The organism is Sphingomonas sp. GC_Shp_3 (assembly GCF_026540945.1).
Classification (GTDB): domain Bacteria; phylum Pseudomonadota; class Alphaproteobacteria; order Sphingomonadales; family Sphingomonadaceae; genus Sphingomonas.
Genome location: NZ_JALNUT010000003.1, coordinates 48,318 through 60,127, shown reverse-complemented (window position 1 = coordinate 60,127; position 11,810 = coordinate 48,318). Strand labels below are relative to the sequence as shown.

10 protein-coding genes and 1 other annotated feature are annotated in these 11,810 nt (G+C 66.6%); of the genes, 6 read left to right on the top strand and 4 right to left on the bottom strand.

Going from position 1 to position 11,810, the window contains the following annotated elements; all coding sequences use genetic code 11:
• Positions 1 to 3 precede the first annotated feature (3 nt).
• Both OXR00_RS09265 and OXR00_RS09260 read right to left on the bottom strand, forming a co-directional pair.
• A complete protein-coding gene (locus OXR00_RS09265) occupies positions 4 to 1,473 on the bottom strand; it encodes a DUF87 domain-containing protein (protein WP_267387978.1) in 1,470 nt (489 codons plus the stop codon).
• 39 nt (positions 1,474 to 1,512) lie between these two features.
• On the bottom strand, positions 1,513 to 3,003 hold the full coding sequence (locus OXR00_RS09260; RefSeq protein ID WP_267387977.1) for a SulP family inorganic anion transporter: 1,491 nt from the start codon (positions 3,001 to 3,003) through the stop codon (positions 1,513 to 1,515).
• A 62-nt stretch (positions 3,004 to 3,065) separates the two neighbouring features.
• Positions 3,066 to 3,121: a sequence feature (sul1 is cis-regulatory element that is thought to sense ions involved in sulfur or methionine metabolism; They are found in Alphaproteobacteria), on the bottom strand.
• A 108-nt stretch (positions 3,122 to 3,229) separates the two neighbouring features.
• Here OXR00_RS09260 and OXR00_RS09255 point away from each other — a divergent pair.
• Together OXR00_RS09255 and OXR00_RS09250 are read left to right on the top strand one after the other, a co-directional pair.
• Positions 3,230 to 4,015, top strand: a complete 786-nt coding sequence (locus OXR00_RS09255) for an SDR family oxidoreductase (RefSeq protein ID WP_267387976.1) — start codon at positions 3,230 to 3,232, stop codon at positions 4,013 to 4,015.
• 102 nt (positions 4,016 to 4,117) lie between these two features.
• Positions 4,118 to 4,594 carry a pyridoxamine 5'-phosphate oxidase family protein gene (locus tag OXR00_RS09250; protein ID WP_267387975.1) on the top strand — a complete coding sequence of 159 codons (477 nt, stop codon included), beginning with the start codon at positions 4,118 to 4,120 and terminating at the stop codon, positions 4,592 to 4,594.
• A 194-nt stretch (positions 4,595 to 4,788) separates the two neighbouring features.
• Here OXR00_RS09250 and phaZ read toward each other — a convergent pair whose 3' ends face one another.
• Positions 4,789 to 6,003, bottom strand: a complete 1,215-nt coding sequence (phaZ, locus tag OXR00_RS09245) for a polyhydroxyalkanoate depolymerase (RefSeq protein ID WP_267387974.1) — start codon at positions 6,001 to 6,003, stop codon at positions 4,789 to 4,791.
• Between the two features lie 139 nt (positions 6,004 to 6,142).
• Here phaZ and OXR00_RS09240 point away from each other — a divergent pair, with 139 nt between their 5' ends.
• The 4 genes from OXR00_RS09240 to OXR00_RS09225 all read left to right on the top strand — a co-directional run bounded on the left by OXR00_RS09240 (position 6,143) and on the right by OXR00_RS09225 (position 11,115).
• Entirely contained in the window at positions 6,143 to 7,924 is a 1,782-nt protein-coding gene (locus OXR00_RS09240) for an ABC transporter transmembrane domain-containing protein (protein WP_267387973.1), read from the top strand.
• Between the two features lie 123 nt (positions 7,925 to 8,047).
• The gene (gene ubiA, locus OXR00_RS09235) at positions 8,048 to 8,965 is read left to right on the top strand and encodes a 4-hydroxybenzoate octaprenyltransferase (protein ID WP_267387972.1); all 918 of its coding nucleotides are present in this window, start codon (positions 8,048 to 8,050) and stop codon (positions 8,963 to 8,965) included.
• A gap of 31 nt (positions 8,966 to 8,996) precedes the next feature.
• Positions 8,997 to 10,343, top strand: coding sequence for a metallopeptidase TldD-related protein (locus tag OXR00_RS09230; protein ID WP_267387971.1), 1,347 nt, complete (start codon positions 8,997 to 8,999; stop codon positions 10,341 to 10,343).
• Positions 10,336 to 11,115: an inositol monophosphatase family protein gene (locus tag OXR00_RS09225; RefSeq protein ID WP_267387970.1), complete on the top strand. Its 780-nt coding sequence runs from the start codon at positions 10,336 to 10,338 to the stop codon at positions 11,113 to 11,115. Before OXR00_RS09230 ends, OXR00_RS09225 begins: the two co-directional genes overlap by 8 nt.
• Positions 11,116 to 11,226: 111 nt before the next feature.
• On the opposite strand, the gene OXR00_RS09220 is transcribed toward OXR00_RS09225, so the two are convergent.
• Positions 11,227 to 11,706 carry a hypothetical protein gene (locus OXR00_RS09220; protein WP_267387969.1) on the bottom strand — a complete coding sequence of 160 codons (480 nt, stop codon included), beginning with the start codon at positions 11,704 to 11,706 and terminating at the stop codon, positions 11,227 to 11,229.
• Positions 11,707 to 11,810: the final 104 nt, after the last annotated feature.

Here is an 11,810-nt window from a genome sequence, read left to right as displayed (position 1 = left end):
CGCTCAGGCCTCGGTAGACTCGGTCGTCCAGCCGAGGCCGGGGATAGTGATCGAGCGTCGCCCGGACAGATCGACCCGCGTCACGAAGATGTTGCGCCCCTCGATATAGCTCATCACCCGCCGCGCGCGGCCGAGCGAACTGGTGCCGTAGATCCGCGCGATATCCTCGTCCGTCGGGCAGGGGATGCCGTCGCGCGCCGCCCGCGCCACCAGTAGGAACGCGCCGAGCATATCGTCGGGCAGTGTCGCCGCCATCGCCAGCGCGGGCGCCCATTCGGTGTCGAGCCCCTCGAAAATGCCTGCCCGCGCCGCCGCCAGCCGCCGTGCGAACGCGGACGGATCGAGCGGCGCGCGCCGCACCCCGACCATCCGGCACCGCACCTGAAAATCCTGATACAACACCGCAGAGGTCCGCCCCGCCGATTCGGGGTCTTCGGCGATCGCCCGCAGCACATCGATGATGATCGCCTCGAGCGCCTCCGGCTCAAGCGCCGGTTCCGGCTCGGCACGCACCGGCTCCGGCCGCGCGATCACGCTGTCCATCAGATCTGCGGAGCCGGGCACGCGCGGCGGCGGCGGGTTGGCGGCGGCGTGCATGAACAACGTCGGCTCATCGACCTCCACCTCGGTCATCAGCAGCTCGCGCATGTCGGTGGTCTGCGATTGCGGCAGCGGGGTTAGCACCGGGCTGCCGCTGCGCGCGGAGGTGACGACTTGCCCGATCTTCACCATGATCGGCCGCCGCGCGATCGCCGGGCCCAGCCCCAGAAACGTGCCGCGTGTGAGATCGCGGATCTGCTCCGCCTGCCGCCGCTCCATGCCGAGCAGGTCGGCGGCGCGCGCCATGTCGATATCGAGGAAGGTCCGCCCCATCAGGAAGTTCGACGCTTCCGCCGCGACGTTCTTGGACAATTTGGCGAGTCGCTGCGTGGCGATGATGCCGGCGAGACCACGCTTGCGCCCGCGCGACATCAGGTTCGCCATCGCCGACAATGAGGCGCGGCGCACCTCCTCGATCACTTCGGCACCGGCGGCGGGCGCGAAGATCTGCGCTTCGTCGATCACCACCAGCGCCGGATACCAATGTTCGCGCGGCGCATCGAACAGCCCCATCAGGAAGGCGGCGGCGCAGCGCATCTGCCCCTCCATCTCCAGCCCCTCGAGGCTCAGCACCACCGACGAGCGATGCTCGCGCGCGCGCGCGGCGAAGCGGGTGATCTCGGGCAGAGAATAATCCACCGCCTCGATCGCGACATGGCCGTACGGCCCGGCGAGCGTGACGAAATCGCCCTCGGGATCGATGATGATCTGCTGCACCTCGCGCGCGCTGCCTTCGAGCAGACGGCGCAACAGGTACGATTTGCCCGACCCAGAATTGCCCTGCACCAGCAGCCGGGTGGCGAGCAGTTCCTCAAGGTCGATCGTCACCGTGCCGCCGTTTGCGTCGGTCCCCATGTCCACACGGAAAGTCATGGGCAGCGAATGGCGGAAAGGGGGCGGGGGGAGCAAGCGTTAATGCGGCACCACGCCCAGTTCGACACCGGTCTTGTCATGCAGCGCGAAGCGATCGACCAGATCGGCGCTGGCGGTATTGTAGCCGATCACCGCCACGACACGTCCGCCCTGCCGCAGCCGCGCCACCACTTTGTCTAGCGCGCCGACCGCGGAAATGTCCCAGAAGTGCGCGGCCGTCACATCGATCGTCACCGCCCGCGCCGGCTCGTCGCCGCCGAACGCGCGCGTAAAGCGATCGACCGAGGCGAAGAAGATCTGCCCGGTCACCCGGTAGGTTGCGGTCGCGTCGTCGCCGCTCCGCTCGACCGCGAACATCCGCCGCACCTTGCCGGCGAAGAAGATGCCCGACAGCAGCACGCCGACCAGCACGCCGCGCGCAAGGTCATGCGTCGCCACCACCGTCACCACCGTCGCCAGCATCACCACCGAGGAGGTCGGCGGATGCCGGCGCAGGTTGCCAATCGAGTTCCACGAGAAGGTGCCGATCGACACCATCACCATCACCGCCACCAAAGCCGGCATCGGGATCCGCCCGACCCACGGCCCCAGCACCGCGAGCAGGAACAGCAGGAACGCGCCCGCGGTAAAGGTCGACAGCCGCTTGCGCCCGCCCGAGGTGACGTTGATGACCGACTGGCCGATCATCGCGCAGCCGCCCATCCCGCCTACCAGCGCGGCGGCGATGTTGGCGGTGCCCTGGCCGACGCACTCGCGGCGCTTGTCGCTCTCGGTGTCGGTCATGTCGTCGACGATCTGCGCGGTCATCATCGATTCGAGCAGGCCGACCGCCGCCATCGTCAGCGCGTACGGCAGGATGATACGCAGCGTCTCCAACGTCAGCGGCACCTGCGGCCAGACGAGGCTCGGCAACCCTTCGGGCAGCCGGCCCATGTCTGACACGGTGCGCACCGGCAGGCCGAACCAGATGCTCACCCCCGCCAGTACGAGGATCGCGACCAGTGGGGAGGGCACCGCCGTGGTGATGCGCGGAAACAGGTAGATGATTGCGAGGCCGCCCGCGACCATTGCATAGGTATGCCAGCTCACCCCCATGAACTGCGGCAGTTGCGCCATGAAGATCAGGATGGCGAGCGCGTTGACGAAGCCGGTGATGACCGAGCGCGACACGAACTGCATCAGCAGATCGAGCCTGAGCGCGCCGGCGATCATCTGGAACACCCCCATCAGGATCGTCGCGGCGAGCAGATATTGCAGGCCGTACTGGTGCACCAGCGGCGTCACCACCACCGCCACCGCAGCGGTCGCGGCGGAGATCATCGCCGGCCGCCCGCCGACGATCGCCGTCACCATCGCGATCGCGACCGAGGCGTAGAGGCCGACGCGCGGATCGACGCCGGAGATGATCGAGAAGCCGATCGCCTCCGGGATCAGCGCCAGCGCAACGACGATACCGGCAAGCACGTCGCGCCGTGCTTCGGTGGCGTCGGCGAACCATTCGCGACGCAGGCGAGAGAAAGAATATGTCATCGGAAAAACCAATACGGGCACAGACCGGCCGGCGAAAAAGGCGGGGCGCTGTCATCTGTGTGCGTGGTCCGGCGGATCGGCGGCCGGAATAGCCACCCGGATTTGCACCGGGTCCATGTGAGTGCCGCCCTCATAGCGGGAAAGCGCGCAGGTGCAAGGCCGCACGCCCTCCCAACCGGCGTGCGGCGCCCCATATGCAGTGTTCGGACTATCAAGGAGCACGCGCATGGACCTGCAACTCAAAGGCAAGACCGCCCTCGTCACCGGCTCGACCGCCGGCATCGGCCTCGCCATCGCCGAGCGGCTTGCGGCCGAGGGTGCCGACGTGACGATCACCGGCCGCACGCAGGATAAGCTCGACGCTGCCGCGGACAAGGTCGGCACGCACGGCCGGGTGCGCGCGGTGCTCGCCGATCCGGGCACGGCGGAGGGTTGCGAGACGCTCATCGCGGCGGTCCCGCAGATCGATATCCTCGTCAACAACCTCGGCATCTACGAAGCCAAGCCTTTCAGCGACATCACCGATGCCGACTGGTTCCGCTTCTTCGAGATCAACGTGATGAGCGGCATCCGCCTGTCTCGCCATTATTTCCCCGGCATGCTGGAGCGGGACTGGGGCCGAGTCATCTTCATCGCCAGTGAAAGCGCGCAGTTGATCCCGGCGGAGATGGTTCATTACGGCATGACCAAAACCGCGCAGCTCGCCATCTCGCGCGGCCTCGCCGAGCAGACGCGCGGCACCAACGTGACCGTCAACACCGTGCAGCCCGGGCCGACCCGTTCGGAAGGGATCGTCGAGTTCATCCGCTCGACCGTCTCCAACAAGGACGCGCCCGAGGCCGAGCGCGAGGCGGAGTTCTTCGAAAAGATGCGGCCGCTTTCGCTGATCCGCCGCTTGATCGACGCGGAGGAGGTCGCGGCGATGACCGCGTTCCTCGCCAGCCCGCTAGCCGCCGTCACCAACGGTGCTGCGATCCGTGTCGAGGGCGGCATGGTGCCGACCATCGCCTGATCAAATGGGACCGCAGGCGGTGTGTCGCCTGCGGCTTTGGCACGCTTGCGCAACCAAGCGGGCTTTGTGTCGTTGGTCAGCCGAAATCCGAGGAGAATGACAATGGCCGACACGCACGAAATCAAGCAGGACATGTGGGACAAGATGGCGGCCAGCCCGTACCTGATGGTTGGGTTGGTCGATGGCGGGCATAGCGAGCCGATGACAGCGCAGCTCGACAAGGATCAGGTCGACACCCTGTTCTTTTTCGCAGGCAAGGACAACCGCCTCGCCGCTGGTGGCAAGGCGATGGCGCAGTTCGTTTCGAAGGGGCATGATTTCTTCGCCTGCCTCGCCGGCGACGTTCGCGTCGACAATGATCGCGCGATGATCGACAAGCTGTGGAATGAGCAGGTCTCGGCCTGGTTCCCCGGCGGCAAGGATGACCCGAACCTCACGCTGCTGCGCCTCGATATTTCGAGCGCCGAACTGTGGGAGACCGACATGTCGATCTCCGGCCGGCTCAAGATGCTGTTCGGCGGCAAGATCAAGAGCGACGAGGACGGCAGCCACGCCTTCGTCGAAACGACTGCCGCCTGAACGGAATTTCCGAGTGGTTCTCCGGTGCAGGCCGGGGTTCCAGTTGGGAAGGCCGCAGTTACTGCGCGCAACGCCAGCTTACGTACCGTTCGTAGCTAAGGCCCCGGCCTGCGCCGGAACGGCAGAATAGAAAAGGCCGGATCGTCCCGTGACGATCCGGCCTTTCTCTTGTCCCGCCAAACGGCCACCCAAGATCAGGCGTTCGCGGCCATCCACTGCTCCAGCACCGGCGCAACCTGATTGCGCCACTTGCTGCCGTTGAAGATGCCGTAATGCCCGGCATCTACCCGGAAATAACGCTTCTTGTCGTCCGACAGTGCGGTGGCGATATCGAGCGCCGCCTTGGTCTGGCCAAGCCCGGAGATATCGTCGCGCACGCCCTCGATTGCGAGGATGCCGATATCGGTGATCGCCGCCGGATCGACCTTGCGGCCCCGGTGCAGCATCTCGCCTTTGGGCAGCGCGTGCTTCTGGAAGACGAGGTCGATCGTCTCGAGGTAGAACTCCGCCGTCATGTCGCAGACCGAGCGATATTCCTCGTAGAACGCCTTGGTCGTATCCGCGCTCTCGTCATCGCCCTGCACGAGATGCTTGAACATCTCCCAATGCGAGACGAGGTGGTTGCCGAGGTTCATCGACATGAAACCGGCAAGTTGCAGGAAGCCCGGATAGACCTTCCGCCCCGCGCCGGGATAGGTGATCGGCACCTTGACGATGACGTTCTGCTCGAACCAGCTATGCGGGCGTTCGGTGGCGAGCGTGTTGACCGCGGTCGGCGCCTCGCGCGTGTCGATCGGGCCGCCCATCAGCGCAATGGTCTTCGGCCGGCACGGGTTGTTGTCCGCGCTCATCACGCAGGCGGCGGCATAGACCGGCACCGATGGCTGGCACACTGCGAGCACATTGGTGCCCGGGCCGGTCGCCTCCAGGAACGCGATCACGTAATCAACGTAATCCTCGAACCCGAACGCGCCGTCGGACATCGGCGCGAGCTTGGCGTCGCGCCAGTCGGTGATGTAGACGTCCGCGCTCGGCAGCATCCGCTCCACCGTGCCGCGCAGTAGCGTGGCGAAATGGCCGGACATCGGCGCGACGATCAGCAGCTTCGGCCCGCCCTCGATCCCCTCGCGGCGGAACCGCTTGAGCTGGCCGAACGGCATGCGCAGCACGATTTCCTCGGTTACGGCGACGGGCTTGCCGTCGATTACCGTGTGGGTCAGCCCGAAATGCGGCTTGCCGCGCGGGGCGGCGGCGTGCGCGAATACCTCAAGCGCGGAGGCGATCACCGGCCCGCCACCGAAATAGGCGAACGGGTTGGCCGGGTTCTGGAGCAGTTCCGCACTAAAGTCGGCCATCGCGCTTGCGCCGGCCAGAAACGAGCGTTGCAGTTCATAGGCGTTATACAGCATGCGAGCCCCTTATATGATTCCGCACTGCAATAACATCCGTGAGGACGCGGAGGGTGCAAACTCATTTTTGATCGCGCTGATCGAGCCAATCGATCCATCTGCGGTGGCGTGCGCGCGGGTCCCCTGCTAATCGGCCGCGATGGCAGACATGGATCCGGTGGAGCCGCGCGGTTCCCGCAAATTGCGCAATCTCGGCATGGTCTGGCACCATGCCACGCGCTACCCCTTACAGATCGCGCTCGCGCTGGTGGCGTTGGTCGCGGCGGCCGGGGCGACGTTGTTCTTTCCGGCGACGTTCAAGCAGATCGTCGACAATGGTTTCGCACAGCACGCTTCGACCACGGCGGTCGCGCCCTATTTCCATCACCTCATCATCGTCGTGCTGGTGCTGGCGGTGGCGACCGCGACGCGGTTCTACTGCGTATCGTGGCTGGGCGAGCGCACCGTCGCCGACATCCGCGTGGCGGTGCATCGCAACCTGCTCACGCTGTCGCCGGCATGGTTCGAGGAAAACCGCCCGTCCGAAATCGCCTCGCGGTTGACCTCGGACACCGCGCAGATCGAGAATGCGGTGGGCAGCACCATCTCGGTCGCGCTGCGCAGTCTGGTGATCGGCACGGGCGGCATCCTCTACCTGTTCGCACTCGCGCCCAAGCTCGCGCTGTCGCTCATCATCGGCATCCCGATCATCATCACGCCGATCTTCCTGCTCGGGCGGCGGGTGCGGCAATATTCGCGATCCAGCCAGGACCGGGTGGCGGAAATCGGCGCGGTCGCGGTCGAGACGCTGGGCGCGATGAAGATCGTACAGGCGTTCGGCCAGCAGGCGCGCGAGGGCGACCGCTTCCGTCAGACGGTGGACGACAGCTTCAAATCGGCGGAACGCCGCTTCCGCCTGCGCGCGATCATGACCGCGCTGGTAATGGGGCTGCTGTTCGGCGCGGTGACGCTGCTGATGTGGGATACCGTCAACGACGTCGCGTCCGGGCGCCTGTCGAGCGGGGCGCTCGCCGCGTTCGTGCTGACGGCGGGTATCGTAACCGGCTCGTTCGGCTCGCTCACCGAAGTCTATGGCGATCTGTTACGTGCATCGGGTGCGGCCGGGCGCTTGTCCGAACTGCTCGCCGAACGGCCGACCATCGCCGCGCCGCCTGCACCGACCGTATTGCCCGAGCCGGCGCGCGGCACGGTTGCGTTTTCACATGTCGAGTTCCGCTACCCCACGCGGCGCGACGTGGCGGCGCTGCACGACTTTACGCTGAGCGTCGCCCCCGGCGAGACGGTGGCGATCGTCGGTCCGTCCGGCGCGGGCAAGTCGACCCTGTTCCAGTTGCTCCAGCGCTTCTACGATCCCGACGCGGGCGAAGTGCGGATCGACGGCGTGGCATTGCCGGACGCCGACCCCGAGGAAATCCGCCGCCGCATCGCGATGGTGCCGCAGGATACGGTGATCTTCGGCGCGTCGGCGCGCGATAACCTGCGCTACGGCCGCTGGGACGCGAGCGACGATCAGGTCTGGGCGGCGTGCGAGGCCGCCAACGCAGCCGAGTTCCTACGCAAGCTGCCCGACGGGCTCGACACCTTCCTCGGCGAAGGCGGCGCGCGGCTGTCCGGCGGTCAGCGCCAGCGCGTCGCGATCGCGCGCGCGCTGCTGCGCGATGCGCCGATCCTGCTGCTCGACGAGGCGACCAGTGCGCTGGACGCCGAGAGCGAGCAATTGGTGCAACAGGCGCTCGAACGGCTGATGGCGAACCGCACCACCTTGGTGATCGCACACCGACTGGCGACGGTCCGCGCGGCGCAGCGCATCATCGTGATGAACGAAGGCCGCATCGTCGAGAGCGGCAGCCACGCCGAACTGATCGCCGCCGGTGGCCTCTATGCGCGGCTCGCCAGCCTCCAGTTCAGCGAGGCGGCGTGAACGTGTCCAACCTGCGTCTTTCCCCGGCAATCGCCGAGGCCCGGTCACGGGGAGGAGCAAATTGGCGCTGTGTGCCGTTATCCGTAGCCTCTTCGTGCCGAGGGAGGGCCAATGGAAAAGGGCATGACTGAGGCGCAACTCACCCCCGACACCGAACATCGCGGCTTTGTCGGCATCCTCCCCGCCGCCGCGCGCCCGTTCGCGCTGCTCGCCCGGTTCGACCGTCCGATCGGCTGGTGGCTGTTGTTCTGGCCAGGTGCCTGGGGCGTCGCGCTCGCCGGTGGTGCGGTGCGGCGCTGGGATCTGATCCTGTGGCTGCTGCTCGGCAGCGTCGTCATGCGTGGCGCCGGGTGTGTCTATAACGACATCGTCGATCGCGATCTCGATCGGCAGGTCGCGCGCACCCGCAGCCGCCCGCTGGCGAGCGGCGCGGTCAGTTTACGGGCCGCTTGGCTGTGGCTGATCGCACTTTGCCTGATCGGGCTGGTGGTTTGGCTGCAACTTGGCCTCTACGCGAAGATCGTAGCCTTGCTTAGCCTTGCGCTGGTGGCCGGATATCCGTTCATGAAACGCATTACCTGGTGGCCGCAGGCGTGGCTCGGCATGGTGTTCTCTTGGGCCTGCCTGGTTGGTTGGAGCGAGATCGCTGGCCGCCTCACCGCGCCTGGATTGCTGCTTTATGCGGGCGCGATCTGCTGGGTAATCGGCTACGATACGATCTACGCACTACAGGATCGCGAAGACGATGCGCTCATCGGCGTACGATCCTCAGCACTTCGCATGGGTAAGCGGGTGCGGTTCGGCGTCTCCCTGTTTTATATCGCTGCCTTGCTGCTGTGGAGTGTCGCGCTGTGGCTGGTTCGCCCCGATCCGCTTGCGATCGCAACCCTTTTGCCTGTGGCCATGCACTTTGCCTGGCAGGTCGGCACGCTATCGCCCGACGACGGTGCGGGTGCGCTCGCCCGGTTCCGCTCCAACCGGTTCGCGGGGCTGCTGGTGTTCTGCGCGTGTTTTGTCGTCGGCACCGTCGCGACGCTTTGACCTTCGGCACCACCGCACCTAAGTCGTCCCTATGTTGACCACCGATCAGGCGCGAGACCGCGCCGCCGCCATCGTAGACCGCGCGAAAGCCGCCGGCGCCGACGCCGCCGACGCCGTTTTCGCTTCCGACACCGCACTGGACGTCTCGGTTCGGCTCGGCGCCCTTGAGGACGTTGGCCGCAGCGAAAGCGCGGAACTCGGCCTTCGGGTTTTTGCCGGCAAGCGCTCGGCCAGCGTCTCCACATCCGATTTTACCGATGTTTCGATCGCCGCGCTGGTCGAGCGTGCCGTCGCGATGGCACGCGAGGCGCCTGAGGACGCCTGGGCCGGCCTTGCTCCGGAGGAGCGTCTGATGCACGGCGCGCCGCCGCAGCTCGATCTCGACGATGGCGGCGAGGCGTCGCCGGAGTCGCTCCGCGAAGCCGCACTCGCCGCGGAAGATGCCGCGCGCGGAGTTGCCGGCGTCACCAATAGCGAAGGCGGCTCGGCCAGCGCGTCGCGGTCGATCTGGGCGCTCGCCACCAGCCACGGCTTCGCGGCGTCCTATGCCACGACCAGCTACGGCCTGTCGGCAAGCGTGCTGGCGGGAGTCGGCGGGGAGATGGTGCGCGACTACGCGTATCACTCGACGCGCCGGCGCCGCGATCTCGAAAGCGCCGAAGCGATCGGCGTCCGCGCCGGTGAGCGCGCGGTCGCGCGCGCCAATCCAGGTAGGATCGAGAGCGGCGCGATGCCGGTCCTGTTCGATCCACGGGTCGGTTCGAGCCTGCTCGGCCATTTCCTGGGCGCGATCAGCGGGCAGGCGATCACGCGGCGAACCAGTTTCCTGCTCGACGCGCTCGGCAGCGCGGTGTTCGCGCCGGGCGTAGAGATCGCGGACGATCCGCACCGCCCGCGCGGGCTCCGCTCGCGGCCGTTCGACGGTGAGGGGCTGCCGGTATCACCGATGGCGATCGTGCAGGACGGCATTCTCGAAACCTGGCTGCTCGATAGCGCCTCGGCACGCCAACTCGGGTTGGAGCCGACCGGCCATGCCGCGCGCGGTATCGGCGGTGCGCCGGGCGTCTCGACCAGCAATCTGCACATGGCGGCGGGGCATCAGTCGGTGCAGGCGCTGCTCGGCGGCATCACCCGCGGCATCTACGTAACTGAGCTGATCGGCATGGGGGTGAACGGCGTGACGGGTGATTACAGCCGTGGCGCCGCCGGTTTCCTGATCGAGAATGGCGAGATTGCCACGCCCGTCGCGGAATTGACGATCGCGGGCAATCTCAAGGACATGTACCGGGAACTTACCCCTGCCAACGATCTTGAATTCCGATATGCCACCAACGTGCCGACGATCCGCATTGACGGGATGACGGTCGCGAGTGGCTGAATCGCTTGCCGACGCCATCGCCGCGATCGCGGCTGAGGCTGGCGCGCTGGCGATGGCGCGCTGGAAGACGGATTTCGGGCGGTGGGAGAAATCACCCGGCGATCCGGTAAGCGACGTAGATCTTGAAGTGGATGCGTTGCTCCATGCCCGCCTCTCCCAACTCGATCCGGTAGCGGGCTGGTTGTCCGAGGAGACCGCAGACAGTGGCGCGCGATTGTCATGCCAGCGTCTATGGGTGGTCGATCCGATCGATGGCACCCGCGATTATCTGCGCGGTCGGGCCGGCTGGGCCGTCTCGGTAGCGTTGGTTGACGGCGGTATACCGGTGGTGGGCGTGCTCGACGCACCTGCCCGTAGCGAAGTGTGGCGTGCTGTGCGCGGCGAAGGGGCAACGCGCAACGGTGTACCGCTACGCGCGAGCGCCCGCCTGGATATCGCCGGTGCGCGTGTGCCGACCGACGCATTGCCCAAGGCCGACCGCGATCTTGTTATCGTTGAGAAGCCGAATTCGATCGCTCTCCGGATTGCGATGGTTGCAGCGGACGAAGCCGATCTTGTCGCCACCGCCCGCTGGGGCCACGAGTGGGACATTGCTGCCGCCGCGCTGATCGCGACTGAGGCGGGCGCCGTCGTTACCGACGCGCTGGGCGGTCCGCTTGCCTTCAACACCGCGCGGGCCGAAGCGTTTGGCATCCTTGCTGCCGCACCCGGCATCCACGCCGCCGCAACAACCCGCCTTCGCGAGAGGGCGCTAGCAGCAAGCGCCACCTGACAGGGTTCGGTACCTCGTGCCCGGCGCGCTTACGAGGCTAGGATTGCGTCGGCCGGCTAACTCCCACATGTCGCCAGTAAGTTCGGCCAAGTGCGACGATATCGCGCTCGATCAGCGTTTCCAGCGTGACGCCCAACGCGTGAGCAGTGCCACCGGCAGGCCGAGTAGCGCGACATGCAGGAGGATCTGCACCGCCATCTCACGTGCCGTCAGATCGAGAAATGCCGGAGGCCAATCGCGTGGTGCGGCAAGCGTGCTGCGTACCATCCACGCAATCGTGCCGAACGCGGCTCCGCTGATACGCCAGTGGCGATTGAGCCCGGCCATACGAATGGATGCGACGACATACAGATCAACCAGCACCGCGATCACACCGAAATGCACCAGCAGGCCAAGCACCGGCCCCATCACCGGCCCCTGCCAGGCGGCATCTCCGATCACGCCGCTAGCGATGCCGGTCAGCATCGCTGCCGGGCTTCCGCCCGACCAGATCGCGCCGGCGAAGCCAGCGAGCAGCAGCAGTGTGCCGGTCAGCGCCGTCGCCAGTACGAGGCCCCGCAGCGTGCCCGATCGGGTATAAGGTGTCGTCATGCCAGACCTCGCTCGGTGCGTGGCGCGAACGATACGATCCGCCGCGATGGGCGTAAATGGCGCAGCGTACGGTGTGAGTGCCTGAAGAGTATCAAAGCGGAGCA